Source organism: Deltaproteobacteria bacterium, assembly GCA_016933965.1.
GTDB lineage: Bacteria > Desulfobacterota > Syntrophia > Syntrophales > UBA2210 > JAFGTS01.
Window position 1 is genome coordinate 17,074 of sequence record JAFGTS010000040.1, and the last position, 21,219, is coordinate 38,292.

Annotated in this window: 19 protein-coding genes; 15 read left to right on the forward strand and 4 right to left on the reverse strand. The window is 54.6% G+C overall.

Going from position 1 to position 21,219, the window contains the following annotated elements; translation table 11 throughout:
- Nucleotides 1–270 precede the first annotated feature (270 nt).
- From JXO48_09360 to JXO48_09400, 9 genes are all read left to right on the forward strand, one after another.
- Nucleotides 271–696, forward strand: a complete 426-nt coding sequence (locus JXO48_09360) for an ATP synthase F0 subunit B (protein ID MBN2284083.1) — start codon at nt 271–273, stop codon at nt 694–696.
- On the forward strand, nt 696–1,382 hold the full coding sequence (locus JXO48_09365) for an ATP synthase F0 subunit B (protein MBN2284084.1): 687 nt from the start codon (nt 696–698) through the stop codon (nt 1,380–1,382). The genes JXO48_09360 and JXO48_09365 overlap by 1 nt, the downstream gene beginning before the upstream one ends.
- A complete protein-coding gene (locus JXO48_09370; GenBank protein ID MBN2284085.1) occupies nt 1,379–1,924 on the forward strand; it encodes a F0F1 ATP synthase subunit delta in 546 nt (181 codons plus the stop codon). Before JXO48_09365 ends, JXO48_09370 begins: the two co-directional genes overlap by 4 nt.
- On the forward strand, nt 1,925–3,439 hold the full coding sequence (locus JXO48_09375) for a F0F1 ATP synthase subunit alpha (protein ID MBN2284086.1): 1,515 nt from the start codon (nt 1,925–1,927) through the stop codon (nt 3,437–3,439).
- A 42-nt stretch (nt 3,440–3,481) separates the two neighbouring features.
- On the forward strand, nt 3,482–4,363 hold the full coding sequence (atpG, locus tag JXO48_09380; GenBank protein MBN2284087.1) for an ATP synthase F1 subunit gamma: 882 nt from the start codon (nt 3,482–3,484) through the stop codon (nt 4,361–4,363).
- A 55-nt stretch (nt 4,364–4,418) separates the two neighbouring features.
- Complete coding sequence (gene atpD, locus JXO48_09385) at nt 4,419–5,828, forward strand: F0F1 ATP synthase subunit beta (protein MBN2284088.1); 1,410 nt, start codon at nt 4,419–4,421, stop codon at nt 5,826–5,828.
- A gap of 22 nt (nt 5,829–5,850) precedes the next feature.
- Nucleotides 5,851–6,258 (forward strand): F0F1 ATP synthase subunit epsilon, encoded by a 408-nt coding sequence (locus tag JXO48_09390; protein ID MBN2284089.1) that lies wholly within the window; start codon nt 5,851–5,853, stop codon nt 6,256–6,258.
- Between the two features lie 199 nt (nt 6,259–6,457).
- Nucleotides 6,458–7,903 carry a sodium:proton antiporter gene (locus JXO48_09395; GenBank protein MBN2284090.1) on the forward strand — a complete coding sequence of 482 codons (1,446 nt, stop codon included), beginning with the start codon at nt 6,458–6,460 and terminating at the stop codon, nt 7,901–7,903.
- 44 nt (nt 7,904–7,947) lie between these two features.
- Entirely contained in the window at nt 7,948–8,535 is a 588-nt protein-coding gene (locus JXO48_09400) for a hypothetical protein (GenBank protein ID MBN2284091.1), read from the forward strand.
- A 29-nt stretch (nt 8,536–8,564) separates the two neighbouring features.
- On the opposite strand, the gene speD is transcribed toward JXO48_09400, so the two are convergent.
- The 4 genes from speD to lexA form a co-directional block, all read right to left on the reverse strand.
- The gene (gene speD / locus JXO48_09405; protein MBN2284092.1) at nt 8,565–9,641 is read right to left on the reverse strand and encodes an adenosylmethionine decarboxylase; all 1,077 of its coding nucleotides are present in this window, start codon (nt 9,639–9,641) and stop codon (nt 8,565–8,567) included.
- 332 nt (nt 9,642–9,973) lie between these two features.
- A complete protein-coding gene (locus tag JXO48_09410; protein MBN2284093.1) occupies nt 9,974–11,791 on the reverse strand; it encodes a long-chain fatty acid--CoA ligase in 1,818 nt (605 codons plus the stop codon).
- Between the two features lie 407 nt (nt 11,792–12,198).
- Nucleotides 12,199–13,500: a DNA polymerase IV gene (locus JXO48_09415; GenBank protein ID MBN2284094.1), complete on the reverse strand. Its 1,302-nt coding sequence runs from the start codon at nt 13,498–13,500 to the stop codon at nt 12,199–12,201.
- A gap of 313 nt (nt 13,501–13,813) precedes the next feature.
- Complete coding sequence (gene lexA, locus JXO48_09420) at nt 13,814–14,398, reverse strand: repressor LexA (GenBank protein MBN2284095.1); 585 nt, start codon at nt 14,396–14,398, stop codon at nt 13,814–13,816.
- A 265-nt stretch (nt 14,399–14,663) separates the two neighbouring features.
- On the opposite strand from lexA, the gene JXO48_09425 reads away from it, so the two are divergent.
- From JXO48_09425 to alaS, 6 genes are all read left to right on the forward strand, one after another.
- Nucleotides 14,664–15,134 carry a phosphatidylglycerophosphatase A gene (locus tag JXO48_09425; GenBank protein ID MBN2284096.1) on the forward strand — a complete coding sequence of 157 codons (471 nt, stop codon included), beginning with the start codon at nt 14,664–14,666 and terminating at the stop codon, nt 15,132–15,134.
- 9 nt (nt 15,135–15,143) lie between these two features.
- On the forward strand, nt 15,144–16,400 hold the full coding sequence (locus tag JXO48_09430) for a CinA family nicotinamide mononucleotide deamidase-related protein (GenBank protein ID MBN2284097.1): 1,257 nt from the start codon (nt 15,144–15,146) through the stop codon (nt 16,398–16,400).
- Nucleotides 16,390–16,968, forward strand: a complete 579-nt coding sequence (thpR, locus tag JXO48_09435; GenBank protein MBN2284098.1) for an RNA 2',3'-cyclic phosphodiesterase — start codon at nt 16,390–16,392, stop codon at nt 16,966–16,968. Before JXO48_09430 ends, thpR begins: the two co-directional genes overlap by 11 nt.
- Nucleotides 16,969–17,068: 100 nt before the next feature.
- Nucleotides 17,069–18,085 (forward strand): recombinase RecA, encoded by a 1,017-nt coding sequence (gene recA / locus JXO48_09440; GenBank protein ID MBN2284099.1) that lies wholly within the window; start codon nt 17,069–17,071, stop codon nt 18,083–18,085.
- Between the two features lie 3 nt (nt 18,086–18,088).
- The gene (locus JXO48_09445; GenBank protein MBN2284100.1) at nt 18,089–18,583 is read left to right on the forward strand and encodes a RecX family transcriptional regulator; all 495 of its coding nucleotides are present in this window, start codon (nt 18,089–18,091) and stop codon (nt 18,581–18,583) included.
- The gene (gene alaS, locus JXO48_09450; GenBank protein ID MBN2284101.1) at nt 18,570–21,209 is read left to right on the forward strand and encodes an alanine--tRNA ligase; all 2,640 of its coding nucleotides are present in this window, start codon (nt 18,570–18,572) and stop codon (nt 21,207–21,209) included. The genes JXO48_09445 and alaS overlap by 14 nt, the downstream gene beginning before the upstream one ends.
- Nucleotides 21,210–21,219: the final 10 nt, after the last annotated feature.

The following is a 21,219-nucleotide window of genomic DNA, read 5'->3' on the forward strand; positions in this document are numbered from 1 at the left end:
TACCCCTGACGGGGTGTGACGGGAAGTTTCATGTTTCGTTCAGTTTTTTTCAAAGGTCCACAGGAGCTTACGTTCACAAGACGGCTATTGCTGCAATTTCATTCTCATAATTTCCATATAGATTATGACCGTCGGTCAAAAAAATACTTGACAAGAAAGGTCAGGTATGCTTAGTACTCCCCGGTTTTTTAATCAGTACGAGGCATCAGAATTTTCCGATATTTTACTGCGTTCGCAGGTATTGGCATTCAGCGTAAGAGGTGACATGGAATGATAGATCTGAATTACACCCTCTGGATCCAAATGGTCAATTTTCTCGTTCTCATTTTCATCCTTTACGTTCTTCTCTATAAACCCATCTTGAACATCATCGACAAAAGGGAATCGGTCATTGACGAATCAAAAGAGCGTGTTCGCTCTCTTGAACAGGCAGCCGGTGACAAGATGGCGCAGTATGACGAACAGCTTCGGCAGGCGCGGTCGGAGGCTGCGGGTCAGAGAGACGAACTCAAGGAAGAAGGTTCCCAAACAGCGAAACAGATCATGCAGGCTGCGCGGAACGAGATCGCCGAGACCATTTCGGACCTGAAAGCGAAGATGGAGCGGGAAAGAGAAGAAGCGCGCGCGATTTTACGGGAGAAAACGAAGGACATCGCTCTGGAGATTTCCGAAAAGGTACTGGGAAGGGGTGTATAATGAAACGCCTTTGGATTATTGCGTTGATCATATGTGTCGCGCTTTCTTTCTGCGCTTTTGTGACGGTCGCTTCAGCCGCGAGCCACAATACCGAAGCGGCGCAGGTTGCCGGTCAGGACTTGGACGCGCAGGAAACAGTGATGGAAGCGGAGGATGTGGCGGGGGAGCATGCCGCCGAACATGAAGGTGAACATGGCGGCGGGTACCACAAGGTCATTGATTTCGGGTGGCGGCTTCTCAGCTTCATCATTCTTGCAGCGATCCTTTACAAGCTTACCGCCAAGGGTATCAAGGGATTTTTTGTCGGCAACAGGGAAGCCGTGGTCGTTTCGCTGAAAGAGGCCGAGGAGATGAGGGCCGAAGCCGAGAAAAAGCTTCAGGAAGTGAACGAAAAAATAGAAAAGGCTTCCGCCGAAATAGAGAACATCGCGGCGATGATAAAGGCCCAAGGCGTTTCTGAAAAAGAAAAGATAGTTGAGGATGCGAAAAAGACGGCTGAGAAAATGAAAGAGGACGCAACGACCCGCATCGATCAGGAGTTCAAGAAAGCCGTGGCGCAGCTCAGGGTAGAAGCCACAGAGCTTTCCGTTCAGATGGCCGAGGAAATCCTCAAGAAGAACGTGACAAAAGAAGATCATGACGCAATGGTGAAAGATTTCATAGATAGGATGGTGACTCGAAATTGATTGGGAGCGATATTGCAAACCGGTATGCCAGGGCACTGTTCGAGATAGCGCGGGAAGAAGATGCGCTGGAGAAGACCTACAGCGAATTACAACAATTCTCCTCCATTCTTCACGATAATGAGAATCTGAGGGAATTCTTGGCAAATCCCATCTTTGACCTGAATGATAAAAAATCCGTTGTCATCGAACTTCTCGAAAAAATGAAAATTTCGCTTATGACGGCGAATTTTCTTAAACTGCTCGTCGACAAAAGGCGCATTGACACCCTGCCGGAAATAGAGGCCTGCTTCCGGACATACGTGGATGACGTTCTGAACAAGGCGCGTGTGAATGTGTCGACGGCATTTCCCCTGACGAATGAGCTGACCGAAAGAATCAAGACACAACTTGAAAAAATGACCGGCAAAACCATAGAGATGGACGTTCATGAAGACACCACGCTCGTCGGAGGAATTGTCGTCAGAATCGGTGATACGCTCTACGACGGGAGCATCAGGGCACAGTTAAACAGTATCAGGGAACTCATTAGGGAGGAAATATAGATGGAGGCAATCAGGGCAGAGGAAATAACCCAAATAATTTCCAAGCAGATAAAGGAATACGAGAAGAAACTCGATATCAGTGAGACCGGTACCGTTCTGTCTGTCGGAGACGGTATCGCCCGTGTCTATGGTGTGGAAAACGCCATGGCCATGGAGCTTCTGGAATTCCCCGGCGGCATCCTTGGCATGGTCCTCAACCTTGAGCGTGATAACGTCGGTGTCGCCATTCTGGGTGAAGACATCCACATCAAGGAAGGAGACATCGTCAAACGAACGGGAAGGATTGCGGAGATTCCCGTGGGAGAGGGTGTTCTCGGGCGTGTCATCGACGCAACGGGACAGCCCCTTGACGGAAAAGGTCCCATCGAAGCCGCCGAAATGCGGAGAATAGAAATGGTGGCCCCCGGTGTTATCCAGAGACAGCCCGTCAAGCAGCCCATGTACACGGGATTGAAAGCCATCGACGCCATGACGCCCATCGGACGGGGACAGCGTGAGCTTATCATCGGTGACCGCCAGATCGGGAAGACCGCCATCTGCGTCGATGCCATCATTCGCCAGAAGGACACGGGGATCAAGTGCATCTATGTCGCCATCGGCCAGAAAAAGTCGACCGTTGCCCAGGTGGTCGAGGCATTGCGGAGAAATGACGCCATGGATTATACCTGCGTTGTCGCGGCCTGCGCAAGCGACCCCGGAACATTGCAGTATATTTCTGCCTTCGGCGGATGCAGTATCGGTGAATACTTCAGAGACAACGGGCAGGACGCCCTGATCATCTATGACGACCTTTCCAAGCAGGCCGTCGCCTACCGGCAGATCTCTCTGCTGCTGAGACGTCCTCCCGGACGCGAGGCCTTCCCCGGCGATATTTTCTACAACCATTCGCGGCTTCTCGAACGGGCGGCGAAACTGAACGACGAACTCGGTGCGGGGACGCTGACGGCGCTTCCCATTATCGAGACGCAGGCGGGCGACGTGTCGGCCTTTATTCCTACCAACGTTATTTCGATCACCGACGGCCAGGTGTACCTCGAACCGAGCCTTTTCTACTCCGGTGTGCGGCCGGCCATCAACGTCGGTCTTTCCGTTTCCCGTGTCGGCGGCGCGGCACAGGTGAAGGCGATGAAGCAGGTCGCCGGGACCATGAAGCTGGACCTTGCCCAGTACCGGGAACTGGCATCCTTCGCCCAGTTCGGAAGCGACCTCGACAAGGCGACGCAGGCGCAGCTCGACCGTGGTATCAGGCTGGTAGAACTGCTCAAGCAGCCCCAGTATCGCCCCATGTCCTTGTCCGAGGAGGTCGTTGTGCTTTTCGCGGGCGTCAGGGGATTCGTCGACAAGTATCCCGTTGAGAAGATCCAGGAGTATGAGAAACAGCTGCTTAGTTACGTGTCGGGCAAGTACCCTGAGGTACTGAAGGAAATCGATGAGAAACAGATAATCAGCGCTGAACTGGAAGATAAGATGCGCGATGTCATGAAGGAATTTGATTCGGTATTTGCTGCTCAATAACTGATCGGACGGCACGAAAGGGTATAAAGGGAGTGCGTATTAATGGCTGAATCGTTACGAGACCTCAGAAGACAGGTTCAGGCTGTCGAGAAAACAAAGCAGATAACACGCGCCATGAACATGGTGGCGGCGTCAAAATTGAAATCGGCTCAGCTGAGAATGGAAAATTACCGGCCCTATGCGACGAAGCTTCTCGAAGTCCTGAACAGCCTGGCGCTCAGGGTCGAATCGGTGGCAAGTCCCCTGCTTGCCGTGCGTGAACCCAAGAAGGTCCGGGTGATTATGATGACATCGGATCGCGGGCTCTGCGGCGGTTTCAATACGAACGTCATCAAGGCCGTGGAAGGGTTCATCAAATACCGGTCATCCCAGGGGCAGGAAGTGTCGCTGGTGACGGTCGGCAGAAAGGGCAGGGATTACTACAGAAAGAAAGCGAACATCGTTGGGCAGTATACCGACGTGCTGGGAAGTTTCAACATGGACATTGCACTGACCATCGGCGAAGAGCTTATCGGCTCCTTCGTGTCCGAGGAATATGATGAGCTGTATGTCGCATACAGTGAGTTCAAGAATGTTGCTTCTCAGAAGCCGGTTATCACCCGGCTGCTTCCCATATCATCGATCGAAGAGAGTGAGGAAGGAGATTCGGAGCGACTGCTGGGATATGTGTACGAGCCCTCCGAGGAGGAATTGCTGACCCACCTCATTCCCGTGTATGTGAGGGTCCTGATATTCCGGGCCCTGCTGGAAACATCGGCAGGCGAGCACGGGGCGAGAATGGTCGCCATGGACAATGCGACCAGTAACTGCAAGGAAATGATTGAAAGTCTGACCCTGCAGATGAACAAGGCGCGGCAGGCCGCTATCACGGCTGAACTGATGGATATCGTCGGTGGAACGGAGGCTCTGGCTCAGGCGAAGTGATATGGCACCGCAGGATGAGAAAATAATACCGGATTAACCATATAAGGAGATAGGGATGAATATTGGTAAGATTGTACAGGTCATTGGTCCCGTTGTCGACGTAGAGTTTCAGGAAGGTCAGCTTCCAAGCATCATGAACGCTATTACGATAACAAACCCGGCCATCAATGATGAAGAGGATAATCTGATTGTTGAGGTTGCGCAGCATCTTGGCGATAATGTTGTCCGCTGCATCGCCATGGACGTTACGGATGGTCTGGTACGCGGTATGTCCGCCAAGGATACGGATGCCCCGATCACCGTTCCCGTTGGAAAAGAATGCCTCGGGAGGATCCTGAACGTCGTCGGGCGACCCGTTGATGGTCTCGGACCGGTCAACATCGTCAATACGGCGCCGATTCACAGAGAATCCCCTGCCTTTATCGAGCAGGATACCTCGGTGCATGTTCTTGAAACGGGTGTCAAGGTCATCGATCTCCTCGTTCCCTTTCCCCGCGGCGGGAAGATGGGAATGTTCGGCGGTGCCGGTGTCGGTAAAACCGTCGTCATGATGGAGATGATCCATAATATCGCCATGCATCACGGCGGTATCTCCGTTTTTGCCGGTGTCGGTGAGCGAACCCGTGAAGGTAATGACCTGTATCTTGAGATGAAGGAATCAGGCGTTATCGCCCAGGCCGCTCTGATCTATGGTCAGATGACCGAACCTCCGGGAGCCCGCGCGCGAGTGGCCCTGACGGCTCTTGCCGCCGCCGAGTATTTCAGGGATGAAGAAGGCCAGGACGTGCTGCTCTTCATCGATAATATATTCAGATTTACCCAGGCCGGTTCCGAGGTTTCGGCCCTTCTGGGACGCATGCCCTCGGCCGTCGGTTATCAGCCCACACTGGCCACCGACCTCGGTGAACTCCAGGAACGGATCACATCGACCACAAAGGGTTCCATTACGGCCGTGCAGTGCGTGTACGTTCCCGCAGACGACCTGACGGACCCCGCGCCGGCCACGACGTTTGCCCATCTTGACGGTACGGTCGTTCTGTCCCGTCCCATCGCCGAGCTGGGTATCTATCCCGCAGTGGACCCCCTTGATTCAACCTCGAGAATCCTTGACCCCAACGTTCTTGGTGAAGAACACTACCAGACGGCACGGGAAGTCCAGGTTATCCTCCAGAAATATAAGGACCTTCAGGATATCATCGCGATACTCGGGATGGACGAGCTTTCGGAAGAGGACAAGCTGACGGTCAGCAGGGCGCGCAAGATCCAGCGTTTTCTGTCCCAGCCGTTCTTCGTTGCGGCTCAGTTCACCGGTACGGACGGCAAGTTCGTCTCCGTTCAGGACACGGTGCGCGGGTTCAGGGAGATCCTGGATGGAAAACATGATGACCTGCCGGAACAGGCCTTTTATATGGTCGGCGGCATCGAGGAAGTTATTGAAAAAGCCAAGCGGCTCGAAGGAGAGTAATCCGGGAGCGGAGGAGTAACCGATGGCGGATGAGCTGACATTAGAAGTCGTAACCCCGGAACGGCAGGTCTTCAGCGATACCGTTGAGGAAGTGACCATACCGGGATCAGAAGGGGAATTCGGGGTGCTCGTCGGGCACGTCCCCCTTTTGAGCGCCGTTAATTATGGTGAGGTGAATTTTACCAAGGAACATAAGAAGCATTACTATGCTGTCGGAACCGGCTATGTGGAAGTGACCGATGTGAAGGTGACGCTTCTTGTGGAATCGGCGGATGAAGCCGGTGAGATCAACATAGAGAAAGCACGGAAAGAAAAGGAAGAAGCCGAGAGCCAGTTGACGAAACTGGGTAAAGATGATCCGCAGTTTGAAAAAACGGTGAATGCCCTGAAGAGAGCTGAAGTTAAACTGAAAGTGGCCGAAAAAGTGTAATTGCCTGAGAAACAAGAACGAGTGACTTACTTCCATTCAGCTCTGGTGTTGTAGAATTTAAGGAATCGGGATGGAATGTATACAAGCCAAGGAGGGTGATCTTACTTGGCTTGTTTTTTTTGGTTTGTCCGACATGAGGAGTGTACCCATGGGGAACATGAAGAAGGTTTCAAGTCATATCCTGGCCGGCCTGTCCGCGATGCTGGTTGTTTCTCTCTATACGGCGCACCCGGTGCTGGCAAGCGTCGTGGAGGATGCCTCCTGCCCGATTGGGATCGGTATCGGCGCCGTTCTGCCGGTCTGGACGGTTATTCCCTTTGCAGGAATTCTTCTGTCCATAGCGCTCTTCCCGCTTGCTTTCCCTCATTTCTGGCATAATCATTTCGGCAAAATCTCCGCCTTCTGGGCGCTCCTTTTCGCCGTACCCTTTCTGTACGTCTATCACATGGAGGCACTTCATCAGATATTTCATATCTATCTGATTGATTACATTCCCTTTATCATTCTGCTCTGGGGCCTGTTCACGATCGCCGGCGGTGTCGTGATCAGCGGGACGCTCAGGGGGACGCCCGTGCTAAACACCATCATGCTTCTCATCGGAACGGTCCTGGCTTCCTGGGTGGGAACGACGGGAGCGGCCATGGTCATGATACGGCCTGTGCTGCGGGCAAACAAATACCGGTTGAACAAGGTCCATGTGGTGTGTTTTTTCATTTTTCTCGTTGCCAATATCGGCGGTTCCCTCACACCGCTGGGTGATCCGCCGCTCTTTCTGGGTTTCCTGCATAACGTTCCCTTCTTCTGGGTGACCACGGGAATCCTGCCTCACATGCTTCTGACGACGGCGATCCTCCTGGCCATGTTCTTCGTGATCGACACCATCTATTACCGGAAAGAAATGAAGACAGGAAAACTGGCCGTCGCCGATGATGGAGAAAAAGCGCCGGTGCGGGTGCAGGGCATCTATAATTTTCTCTTTCTCGGTGGTGTCGTCGGGCTGGTCCTGATGAGCGGATACTGGAAGCCGGGACACGTCATGGTCATGGGCGTTCACATGGAATATCAAAACACGGTCCGTGACGTCGGTATTCTGATCATGGGGGCCCTGTCCCTTTTCGCTACGCCGAGGGAACTCAGGGAAGCCAACGATTTTTCCTGGTTTCCCATCATAGAAGTGGCCAAACTGTTCGCCGGCATTTTCATGACGATCATTCCCGCCCTGGCGATACTGAAGGCGGGCAGCCACGGGGCGATGGCGAGCCTGGTCGCGCTGGTGAAGGAACCCTATCACTACTACTGGGTGACGGGGGCGCTTTCATCGTTCCTGGACAATGCGCCGACCTATCTCACCTTCTTCAATCTCGCGCTGGGCAAGCTGGGGCTCACGGAACCCTGTGTGCCGGCGGCACTGGCGGCGGGGGCCGAAACGGCAAATCCCCTGTTCATCAGTTATCTGAAAGCAATCTCGGCAGGGGCCGTCTTCATGGGTGCCAACACATACATCGGGAACGCGCCGAACTTCATGGTGAAATCGATCGCCGAAGAAGCGGGAATCAATATGCCGAGTTTCTTCGGATACATGTTAAAATACTCCATGCCCATGCTGATCCCGGTTTTCATCATAGTGACCTTCGTGTTTTTCTGAGATTCGGCGGATCCATGGGTATTTCAAACAGGGGGTAACGGGAGATGATGAAGACCTATTATGAAGTTGTGGTTGAAGGTTCCTTTGAATGCGTCAAGGGCTTCGTCCTCGGCTATCTTGAGGGAAGCGAACTCGATGGTGAGGTCATTTTCGGCCGGGAACACCACATAGAAAATGAGGATAAATTCGGCCAGCTCCTGCGTCTTCTTAACGTGCGGGGCCGAACGGTCCACTTCATCGTGGGCGCCGGTTTCCACGAACTGCTCAGTCAGGCGCTGGAGCGCCGCAAGGGACATCTCGACATAAACATCGTGTCGGTAAAAGAAATAAAAACGGCGTATTTTGATTTCAGTTACCGGGCCTATACACGGGAATTAGGGGATAAACTGAAAGAGCTTTTCGGTTCCCTTTCGGATCATTCCACGGGGCTGCATCTCGAAGCCGGATACAAGCCGGTGGAGAAGATAAACCCCGAAGGAAAAGGCGTGGAAGCATACGCCCCTCTTCATGAATACGAACTGCGGGGGAAGGGGAGAATACACGGACCCATCAAGGACGTCATTGATTTTTACGGGAAGGCGGAACACTGCGAGATGGTCGAACTGGGTGACATCAGGCTCGAATACACCTGATCGGTGTGATCTCCCGTCATTTACGCGGGTCACTTCCTGGTCGCGCTCGCGTAGACCCAGGGGGAGCAGTAGGAAGGTATGAAGGTGCTGGAAAAGGTCACATCCGAGAAATGTTTCGTCAGGATCCGTTCCGAGATTTCCCGTGTCTCATGGTCGTGACCCGAGCAGCATTGCGCAGATAAGGCACCTCCCTGTTTCAGGGCCTTTGACGTTTTCCCGAAGATCAGATCGAGATACTCTTCACGATCCATGTCGATAAAAGCTTCCGGGTGCATCGTCAGGTCATAAATAAGGGCATCGTAACGCCGGTCCTGATCAAGGAACCTGAATGCGTCGTCGTAGATAACCTCCGTCCGAGCGTCATCGAAGGCATTACCGCAGACCGCGCTCAAGTGGGTGCGGCAGGCCGTCACAACTTCTTCATCGATGTCGATCAGGGTCACCCGCGAGGGGTTCAGTTTCAGGACCTCCCGAAGCACCCCGCCGTCGCCGCCCCCAAGTATCGCGACATGGTCAAGGGACAGGCCCGGTTTCATAAGAGGCCTTACCATGCTTGAATTGTACAGATGGGCATCATGCTCGGCTATCTGGAGATCGTTGTCGAGAAAAAGCATCCTTCCGAAACTTTCATTTTCTATGATCAATATATCCTGGTACTTCGATTTCTTGCTGAATATCTCCCGTTCAATGTGGTAGCGGATATCGAAGCCCGCGGACCCGGTATCATCGGTTATCCAGTTGGTGTTGGTCACTTCTATGGGGTTTCCCCGGGATATTTCAGCTGTTCTCGTTGTTCGCGGGGCAAGGCGCTCCTTGAAGAATTCAAGTATTTTCAGGGAGCATCCTTCATTCCGGGAGCAGGTGAATATGTCGATGGATGCGTGGCGGGCTTCCGGGTAGGTATGGATAGCCACGTGCGATTCGCTGATGACGGCTATCGATGTGATTCCGATGGGGTCGTAACAGTGACTGTTGATGCTGATGAGGTCGATACCGGACCTGCCGATGCCGTCACGCAGGACCTGTTCGATGGCTTCCCGGTCGTTAATGATGTCCTTGGAGCAATTGAAGAATTCGGCGACGAGCTGTGTACCCGTGGGCTTCATGGCGAACCTCCATTATATTATTTTTTGTGTGATACCCAAAAAATAATACCCTGCATGACCGGTGCCGGATCATGCAAGAGCCATCACGATGGTGATATCAATGGGCATAACGTTTCACAAACAGGCGCTCCTTATATACAAAAGGGGCAGGTCCTGTCAAGGAAAATAGACGGAATTGACAAGGGCTTATTGTTACGGACTTTTCCGACACGGTGAAAAATCCGGCAGGGGAACCGGTTTTATGCAGGCGCGATAAAAATACAGGAGGTTATGGTGCGGTGCATAAAGTTTGTGTCCGGTCCACCCTGCCGGTTTGCGGGACCTTCCTGTGGCTACTCTCCCACGTACATGTCGTCGATGACCGTGGAATATTTCTGGTTGATGACACGCCGCTTTACCTTCAACGTCGGCGTGAGTTCGTCCGTTTCCTGCGACCACTCGCTTTCCAGGAGACTGAATTTTCTGATCTGCTCGACACGGGCGTAGTTTTTGGTCGTTTCCTTGATCTCTCCTTCGTAGAGCTTTCTTACAGCGTCGTTCTCAATAAGTTCCTTGCGGCTGCCGAAGGAAATGTTCTGTTCCTTCGCCCAGGCTTCAAGCTCCTCGAAATTCGGAACGACGAGGGCGGAGAGGTATTTCCGGTTGTCGCCGATCACGGCCACCTGTTCGATGAATCGTGACGCCTTCATATCGTTTTCGAGGTTCTGAGGTGAAATGTTCTTCCCTCCAGAGGTGATGATCAGGTCCTTTATCCGGCCCGTTATTTTCAGGTATCCCTCATCGTCGAACTCGCCGATGTCTCCGGTCTTGAAGTAACCGTCATCGGTGAAGGCCTCTTTCGTTGCTTCCTCGTTCTTGTAATAGCCCATCATGATCTGGGGACCCTTGATGAGGATCTCACCGCTTTTTTCGTCGATGCGTTCACTGGTGTCCCTGACGGCGGGCCCGACGGTGCCCGGCTTGATCTTGAAAGGTTTGTTGGCATTCACCACCGGTGTGGTTTCGGTGAGGCCGAATCCCTCGATGACTTTGATGCCCATGCCGAGAAAGAATTCAGCGTCTGTCACGGCAAGGGGGCCGCCGCCGGAAAAAGCGAACTCAAGCCTGTCCATTCCAAGAGCGTCCTTCAATTTCGAGAAAATCAGCTTGTCCGCAAGATTGTATTGGAACGCGAAGAGGCCTGTGCGGGGTTTGTCATTGCATACGTAGGGCAGGTTCTTTTTGGCAAGCCCCATGGCCCAGTTGAACAACGCCTTCTTGACAGGCGGCGCGGTGGAGACCTTGGCGACGATACCGGCGTGGATTTTCTCGTAGAGCCTCGGCACACTGACAATGCAGGTCGGGTGTACTTCCTGGAAGTTTTCAAGTATCTTCGCGAAGTCCTCGGCGAAGTACACTTTCTTGCCCGTAAAGAGGGGCAGGTAGTAGCCCACGGTCCTTTCAAACGAATGGGCCAGCGGCAGGAAGGAGAGAAAATTCAGATTCTCCCTCTGGAACGTGCTCGGGTCCACATCGTAGCACTGGTTGCAGTTCGAGAAGAAGTTGTTATGGGAGAGCATAACCCCTTTGGGCGGGCCGGTGGTTCCCGAGGTGTAGATGATGGTTGCCAGATCGGCAAGCTTGGTCGCCTTTATCCTGCGATCGAATTCTTCCTTGTCCGAGTATGTGCTTCCCTCTTTCATCGCTTCGGCCAGGGTAATGACACCCGGGACCGGCGTGTCAAGTTCGTCGAAAGATATGATCTCACCCAGGTTCGGCAGTTTACCCTTCACTTCCAGGATCTTATCCATGTGTTCCTTCGTTGCCACAAAACACATCTTTGAATCGGAGTTCTCGATGATGTAACGTGATTCTTCGGCTGAATTGGTCGCGTAGATTGGCACGTTCACGGCGCCGACGGAAAGGATCGCCAGGTCGGCGATCCACCATTCATATCTGTTGGGAGAAAAGAGAGCGACCTTGTCACCGCTCTTGATACCCTTTGAGATGAGGAAATACCCGAGGTTGCGGACCATCTCGTTCATCTTGTTCCATGAGATGTCTTCGTAAACGCCGGCTTTGTTCTTGTAGGCGACAAGAGGGCTGTTTCCGTATTTCTCCACTCGGTTCTGAAAGACTGCACCCATTGACGTTTCTTCAAACTTGGCCATATACTCCTCCTTTTCGGAATCTTTATTTCAAATCTTCCCCACGGGTGATCACAGCGAGAGTCTGCCATGACTCGTGCCGGCCCGGTGAGAGGATAGGTTCAACGGCAAATGGATGTAGAATGTTCGCAAGTAGCCCGGAAACGCAATAATTATGGTTGGTTCTATAGCACATTCCTGACAAAAATCAAAGCGGTAATCTGTGGAATATAAAGGAACTTTCACCTATGCCGGGTGACTCGGCATGGTGGTCAGTGAGTATCGTTACGGTCTTTCTCCTGATGGGATTCGCCGATTCCGACACGAACGGAGAATGTTCATAAAATGAACAGGAGCCGTCGGTTCACGACTCCCGATACCTTAAGGGAATTGCGATCCTCGCGAACTTGTGAGCTCATGAGATCGGAGCTTCACACGTTTACATGAAGTATGGGAAGGCCGAGGTGTTTTCGTCGCGTTTCCCCCGTGAATCGTGTCTGCTGCCGGACCGTGGGAGCTCCCCGTTTGCCCGTTCCGATCAGTTCCAGCAGATGGGACCCGCCGAGGTGAAGGGTATGCTTTCCGTACTTTTCCGAAAGGACGTCGGTCGCCGCGTACAGGTTTTCTATCTTCTCGATTCTCAGGGGGCTCTCGAAAAGGGAATACTGGATATGATTATCTTCTATGAGCTCCAGGAGAACGACGCCAGTCGCCCGGTAGAGACGGTTTCCTCGATAGAGCGTTTCAAAAAGTTCCCGGAGCAACCGTGAAAGTTCGAGGGGACGGGCCGAGGGACGATTCAGCTTTGCCTCGGCGCAGCTCGTGGAAAAATTGTTTTCCTTCATCACCGCGGCGATCTTGACCGGCGCCAGGCGGTACCGGCGGGCCTTGATGCAGGCCGACTCAAGGTTTCTCATAAGGTGCGCGAAAAGGTAATCGGCATCTTCCGTCGGCGGCGCGAAGGTCTTCATCTTGCTGATCGATGCGTAGGAGGTTTTTTCCGCCGCCTCGACGGGATAGACCGGCTCCCCGCGCAGTTCCCGCCATATCTCCCGGGTCGGCTTGGTGAAACGCCTTCTCATCAGTTCTTCGGGGAGCCTGGCGAAATCGAGGGCTGTTCGAACGCCCAGCTTCCGCAGGTGCTGGGTCGTGGCGTGGCCGACCCCCCATACGGTGTCCACGGGAACCTTCTCCAGGTATGAAGCGATGCTCCTGCCCGGGATGACCGTGAAACCGTCGGGCTTCCGGTATTTGGAGGCGATCTTGGCCAGCACTTTCGTGGTGCTCAGCCCCGCCGTTACACTGATGCCCAGTTCCCGCCGGATTTCATTCTTCACGGCCAGGGCGATACCTTCGTAGGATGTGTGAAAGACCCGCCGCAGGCCGGTAATGTCGGCGAAGGCTTCGTCGATGGAGTATTCCTCGACTTGGGGAGTGAACCGGCGGATGATGTTGAACATTCCCTTTGAAAAGAGACTGTAGGTTTCGTAATCGGAGGGGAGAATGACCAGTTCAGGGCAGAGTTTTCTGGCCTGGTAGAGGGGAACGCCCCGCTTGACGCCCCGGTCCTTCGCCACGTAGTTGGCACAGGCCACGATCCCCCGCTCGCCGCCCGTAATGAGCGGTTTCCCCCGCAACTCGGGGTGGATGGCCTCCTCGCAGGAGGTGAAAAAGGCATCCCCGTCACAGTGAAGAACGGCACGGGGCCAGGAATGAAGACCGAAGATGTTCATAATAAAAAAGTGGCAAAGCGACAAAGTGGCAAAGTGGCAAAGGGGCAAAGCGACAAAGGGGCCAAGGGTCCAAGCGAAAACCCGGGAGTGGGCAAGAATTTGAATGTATTCTTATACATCATGTCCATTATGCGTGGATAGGAGCACCATAATGTAAAAAATACCCTCGAACCCTTGAACCCTTGAACCCTTGAACCCTTTTCCTTAACTATATGGGAGAAGAACCCCGTTTGTTTACCATTCATAAACCTGATCCCATAATCCCTAATCCGTAATCCGTAATCCCTAATCCGTAATCCCCTTAATCCATAGCTTAATACTTCCGTATCACCCCGGTGATGACGCCGCCGATCGTGAGCTCCGATTTCGGTTTGATGGGCGGGTAACGGGGGTTCGCCGCCTCGAGGACGACGGTGCCCCGCCGCTTTCTGAAGTATTTCATCGTCCATTCTCCGTCCACCTCGGCGATGATGACGTCACCGTTTCGCGGTTCCCGGCCCTTTTCCACGATGACGATATCTCCCGGGCGGATGCCTTCGTCGATCATCGAGTCTCCGGTGACCTTCAGCAGGAACGAGGAATCAGGGCGGGTGATCAGGTAATCGTCGAGGGAGATCGTGTCCCGCAATTCCTCCTCGGCGGGTGAGGGAAACCCGGCGGTGACTTCCCCCACCAGAGGGATCGGAAGGGCGCGCTGGGCCGGCCTCAGGAATCCCCGGTTATCCTTTTCAAGCGTACCGGCGGCGACGAGTTTTCTGACCCAGAAATCGACGACGCTCTTCGAACGTACCCCGAGAAGGCGCATCATTTCGGAATAGGTGGGCATCCGCCGGTATTCACGAAAGAACCCGGTGATCCGTTTTTCCACGCTTTCCCTGGTTCGTTTTCTTTTTTCCATGGATTCCATATAATAGAACAATCGTTCTATTGTCAAGCGGTATTTTACGGTGGGAGCCGCCGGGCCGTCTTCATGCCGGGGTTCTGTAAAGTTAATAAATACGGATAGATGCGGCTGATTTGTGCCGGGAGTGATCCGCCGTTGAAGGGGCTTTACATTACACCGTTCTTGTACTATATAGGGCACAGGTAACGGAACGCAGCGATGTGAAAGGTCCCGGTTTTCACGAATGCTGCAGCAACCCGGCTGCCACCGGTTGACAAGAATGGGGCATGGCGTGTTTGAGAAATTCGTGAAAATTGTGGCGGTCGGGTTCGGAAGCGGCCTTTCCCCCCTAGCGCCGGGTACCGTGGGAACGCTTGTAGGAATCCCTCTGTTCCTGCTCTTTGCGACCTTTTCCCGGCCGCTCTACCTGTTGTCGGTTACAGCCCTTTTTTTTCTCGCCGTCTTCGTTTCCCAGGAAGCGGAGAAACTGTTCCGGGAACGGGACCCCTCACGGGTTGTCATCGACGAGGTCGTCGGGTTCCTGGTTACCATGTTTCTCGTCGCGCCCACGACGGCGCACATACTTTTGGGTTTCCTTCTTTTCCGGCTTTTTGATATTACCAAGCCTTTTCCGATCCGTGCCTGCGAACGGCGACTGCCTGGCGGATACGGTATCGTAGGAGATGACGTTGTCGCCGGTGTATACGCGAACGTTGTGTTACAGCTGATAATTGCCCTGACGGGCCTGTAGGAGGAACCGGTGAACATTGGTATCATGGCTATCGGTGATGAACTGACGGGCGGGATGACCCAGGATACGAACTCATCCTACCTGGCCCGCGAGATCCACGCCGAAGGGTGGCGGATCTCCGGCATCCACATCGTCGGTGATGAAGGGACGGCCATTGCCGCGGCCCTCGCCTATCTCATAAAGATCTCCAACGCTGTCATCGTTATGGGAGGCCTCGGTCCGACGGCCGATGACATCACCACGGAAGCGATCGCCACCGCCTTCGACCTCGAACTCTATACGGATGAGGCGATCCTGCAGCGAATGAAGGAACTTTTCACAGCCGTCGGTCTTCCCTGGTCGGACACGAACGCGAAACAGGCCCGGTTTCCTCAAGGCGCTGATGTCATAAACAATCCCGTCGGGACCGCCTGCGGATTTTCACTGCTTCGGGATGGTGTGCCGGTCTTCGTCATTCCCGGCGTCCCCCGCGAAGTGTATCGGATGTTTCCCGAGGGAGTTCTACCCCGGCTCAGAAAAGCAGCCGGCAGGGACAACGCAGCGCCGCTTCGGAAAACCATCAAGACCTTCGGACTTACCGAGGCTGAAGTGGCGAAACGGCTCTCGGACCTGCGGGCACCCGCGGGGATGACCGTCGGGTTCTACCCCCGTTTCCCGGAAAACCACATCGTCCTGACCGCGCGGAACGGAGGGGATGAAGAAGGCCGTGAAAAACTGTCGTCACTGGTCGGATGGATCGAGGAGCGTCTTCATCCGTACGTCTTCGGGTATGATGACGAGACCCTTGAAGGTGTGGTGTATGCCTTGTTGCGGGAGAAAGGCCTTACCCTTTCCGTGGCGGAATCATGTTCTGGCGGGCTCATTACGGATCACCTGACCGATGTGCCGGGAAGTTCCAATGTTCTGGAAAGGGGTGTCGTGGTATACAGCAACCGGTCAAAAATGGAACTGCTGGGGGTGCCGGCCGGGGTCATTGAAACCAAAGGGGCGGTCAGCAGTGAGACGGCCGTGGCCATGGCTGAAGGAATCCGGGCCCTTGCAGGGACCGACATCGGCCTGGCGACGACGGGAATCGCCGGTCCCACAGGAGGGACAAAGGAAAAACCCGTGGGGACCGTCTTTATGGCCATTACAGACAGGGACGGTACGGTGTGGCGCGAGTTCCACTTTCGCTGGGACCGCCGGAGAAACAAGGAAATGACCGCCCACATCGCCCTTGAACTGCTCAGGCGAAGACTGACAGGGGTGGATATCCATGGAAGCTGAGAAACCGGTCCGTACCTTTCTTGCCATTGACCTTCCAGCCGGCGTCAAGGATGATATCGGGTCTGTTCAAAAACGGCTGAAGAACCTCCTGGAAGGTGTCCGCTGGACCCGCCCAGAAGGGATCCATCTGACGCTGAAATTCTTCGGTGATATTCGACGTGAGGACCGTGAGGGCATCATCGGTGTCGTCAGGGAGCGGACGGCTGGAGTCGCACCCTTCACGATGAAACTGGGGCACCTCGGCGCCTTTCCCAGTTTCAAGAGGCCCCGGGTGCTCTGGATAGGTCTGGAAGGGGAGACAGAGCGACTTGCGGCCCTCCAGGGGGAGATCGAAGAAGGCCTCGAAGCCCTGGGGTTTAAAAAGGAAAACAGGTCATTCCGGCCGCATCTGACGCTGGGCAGGGCCCGGTATTCGAAGGGAACCATCATCGGTCTTCGCGAGGCCGTAAAAGATATGAAAATTGAACAGAAGACATTCAGTGCCGGTACATTGACCCTCTTCAGGAGCGACCTGCGTCCTGACGGAGCGGTCTATACGGTGCTGGCGGAGTTTCCCTTTCCGGGGTGAGGTCTTGCAATAAAACACATTGCCGGGTTCTGGTCTTTCACCGTTGCTGGAAGACATGGGCCCCGGCTCACGATATGAAAAGGGGGAGTGAATTATGGCAATGGAAGGCGATAAGGAACGGGCCGTAGAGCTGGCCATATCCCAGATTGAAAAACAGTTTGGAAAAGGTTCCATCATGCGGCTGGGAGGTGAAGAGGTCATTTCAAACGTTCCGACGATCTCCACGGGGGCGCTCAGTCTTGATATTGCCCTTGGCGTGGGCGGTGTTCCCCGGGGCCGGGTCATCGAGATCTTCGGACCGGAATCGGGCGGGAAGACGACCCTGGCCTTGCACCTGGTCTCGGAAGCGCAGCGGATGGGAGGCCTGGCGGCCTTTGTCGACGCGGAGCACGCCCTTGACGTGACGTATGCCCGGCACATAGGGGTGAATACTGACGACCTGCTGATATCCCAGCCCGATACGGGGGAGCAGGCCCTGGAGATAGCAGAGGTTCTGGTTCGGAGCGGCGCCCTTGACATCCTCGTCATCGATTCCGTGGCAGCGCTGGTTCCCCGTTCAGAGCTCGAGGGAGACATGGGTGACGCCCAGATGGGGCTCCAGGCACGGCTTATGTCACAGGCCCTTCGTAAACTGACGGGGAGTATCGGCCGCTCCAAAACGACGGTGATCTTTATCAACCAGTTGCGGATGAAGATCGGCGTCTTTTTCGGTAATCCTGAGACGACCACCGGCGGCAACGCCCTGAAATTTTACGCTACCATGCGGCTCGATATCAGGAAGACCTCGGCCATCAAACAGGGACAGGACATCATCGGAAACCGCGTCAGGGTGAAGGTGGTGAAGAATAAGGTGGCCCCGCCTTTCAAGGAGGCCGAATTCGATATCATCTTCGGAGAAGGTATCTCGCGGGAAGGCGACATTCTTGACCTGGCCGTGGATAATGATATTGTGGAAAAGTCGGGTGCCTGGTATGCCTACGGCGGCGAGCGCATCGGACAGGGCCGGGACAACACGCGGCTCTTTCTGAAGGAACATCCTGAGATGTTCAAGACCATAGAGACTGAGGTCAGACGGAAATTCAACCTCCTGAAGGAGCGTCCCGAGCAGCAGGAATAATGGATGGACGAACCGGCATTTGAAAAGGCGAGGGACCGGGCGGTGCGAATGCTTGCCTACCGGGGTCGGAGCGTCCAGGAGGTATCGTCCCGGCTGGAAAGCGCGGGGTATTCCCGCTCCATGATCAACCGGGTCGTGTCCTGGCTGACGGAACGGGACTTTCTTAACGATGAGGCTTTTGCCCGTGAGTGGGCGAGAAACTGTGCCGTCAACAAGCTCTGGGGAAACAGAAAGATCACCCTGGACCTTCGGGAAAAGGGAATCAGCGGCGACGCCATAGAACGTGCCATCGCGGCGGCCCGTGAGGAGATAGAAGAGCACGAAGCACTGGAAATGCTCCTGAACAAGAAACTGAAGAACAGGACCGGCGGGAAAACAATATCACTGAAGGACAAGGGACGGCTGTATCGCACCCTTGCCGGAAGAGGTTTCCCGCCGCCTTTGATATATGAAGCATTACGAACGCTCAAGGAGGAATCAATTGATTACGGCGAGTGAGATCAGAAAGAAATTTCTCGAATATTTTCGGCAGCAGGGGCACGCGATTGTGCAGAGTTCGATGCTCGTACCGAAGGAAGACCCGTCGCTGCTCTTTACCAACGCAGGGATGGTCCAGTTCAAGAACGTTTTTCTGGGAATGGAGGAACGGAATTACACGCGGGCCACGACATCCCAGAAGTGCGTCAGGGCCGGAGGAAAACATAACGACCTGGAAAACGTGGGATTTACCGCCCGGCACCACACCTTTTTCGAGATGCTCGGGAATTTTTCCTTCGGCGATTATTTCAAAGAGGGGGCCATTGAATACGGCTGGGAATTTCTCACGAAAGTGATGGGTATTCCAGAGGAAAAGCTGCTGGTGACAATCTACCGGGATGACGATGATGCCTTCGAGATCTGGAACAGGAAGATCGGCGTTCCCGCAGAAAAGATATTCCGCCTGGGCGAAAAGGATAACTTCTGGATGATGGGAGAGACCGGTCCCTGTGGTCCCTGCTCGGAGATCATTTACGATCAGGGCCCCGGTGTCGGCTGCGGGAGGCCCGAGTGCGACATCACCTGTGACTGCGACCGCCATCTCGAGCTGTGGAACCTCGTCTTCATGCAGTTCGAACGGGATGCCGCGGGAACAATGAACCCTCTTCCCAAGCAGAACATCGATACGGGCATGGGTCTGGAGCGCCTTGCCGCCGTCATGCAGGGGGTTCAGAGCAACTATGATACGGACCTGTTCTCGGGGATCCTGCGGAAGATCGAAGAACTTGCGTCGAAAAAGTACGGCGAGGGTGAAGAGGCAAGCATCTCAATGCGGGTCATCGCCGACCACAGCAGGGCCATTACCTTTCTTGTGAGCGACGGCATTCTCCCGTCCAACGACGGCAGGGGGTACGTGCTCCGGCGCATCCTGCGGCGTGCCGCACGGCACGGGAAACTGCTCGGCCTGGACCGGCCTTTTTTGAACGAGATCATACCCGTCATCATCGGTGAAATGAAGGACGCCTACCCGGAGCTTCTCGACAAGGAATCCTATGTGCGAAACGTTGTGGTCAACGAAGAGCAGCGGTTCATGGCGACCCTTGATGCCGGCCTCAGAATACTGAACGACGAAGTGGAGCGCCTCAGGAGCCGGAGTGAGACGGTCATTCCCGGCGGTGTGGTTTTCAAGCTGTACGACACCTATGGGTTTCCAACGGACCTGACGGCCGATGCCGTCCGCAGCCATGAGATGACCGTCGACCTTGAGGGGTTCGAAAGGGCCATGGAAGCACAGCGTGAAAAGGCCCGGGAATCCTGGAAGGGAAGCGGGGAGGAAGAGATCTCCGACGTGTACCTGAAACTTTCGAACCGGAAGATATCCACCCGTTTCGTGGGGTACGAGGGGATCATCGAAAGCACTTCCAAAGTGACGGCCATACTGAAGGAAGATGAGCCGGTGGATCAACTGGCCGAGGGGGAAAAGGGAGAGATCTTCGTTGAAGAAACCCCCTTCTATGGCGAGGTCGGCGGCCAGGTTGGCGATGTGGGAGTCATCGAGGGTGATGGAGCGCTCTTTGAAGTCTGGGATACGCAGAAACCACTCGACGATCTGTTCAGCCATATCGGAAAACTCAAAAAGGGAACCATAAAGGTTGGCAACCGGGTGACCCTGAAGACGGATGAAGCCATCCGGCGTGCAATTGAGGCGAACCACTCGGGGACCCATCTCCTGCAGGCTTCCCTGAAACGGGTCCTCGGTGACCATGTGAAACAGTCGGGCTCGCTCGTCAACGCTGAGCGTCTGCGCTTTGACTTCACCCATTTCGCGAAAGTGGAGGATGATGAGCTCGAACGGGTGGAAAACATAGCCAACGAATATATCCGTCGGAACTTTTCCGTGGAGACAACGCTGCTTCCCCGTGAAGAGGCCATGAAGACGGGTGCTACCGCCGTTTTCGATGAAAAATACGGTGAATCCGTACGGGTGGTGAAAATGGGGGACGTCAGCATGGAGCTCTGCGGCGGGACCCATGTCGGGCGAACCGGTGATGTGGGGTTTCTCAAGATCATCAGTGAGTCATCCGTCGCCGCGGGGATCCGGAGGATCGAGGCCGTGACCGGCGGCGAGGCTGTCCGCTATGCCGAGAAGGTCGAAAAAGAACTGAAAAGAACGGCTTTTATGATCAGGGCGAATCCCCTCGAGCTTTCCGGCCGGATCGAGAAACTGCTCCAGAATCAGAGAGAGATGGAAAAGGAGATGGAATCTCTCAAAGGGAAGCTTGCGTCACGGGATTCCGCCGACTTGCTTTCACAGGCAAAGGAGGTCGCCGGTGTAAAAATCCTTTCCACCATGGTCGAGGTGCCCAACGTCAAGGCGTTGCGTGATTTCGGCGACAAGGTACGTGACCGGCTCCGGTCGGGGATCATCCTGCTGGGCGGAAGAGTGGACAATAAGGCGATGCTCCTGTGCATGGTGACAAAGGACCTGACCGGCCGGTACAACGCGGGAGCCATCGTGAAGGAGATAGCGCCCATCGTGGGCGGTAGTGGCGGCGGGCGTCCCGATATGGCCCAGGCGGGCGGGTCAAAGCCCGAGCAACTGCCGGCGGCCCTGGAAAAACTGGAGGCCATCGTGGCGGCGGGATAGATATGTAAAT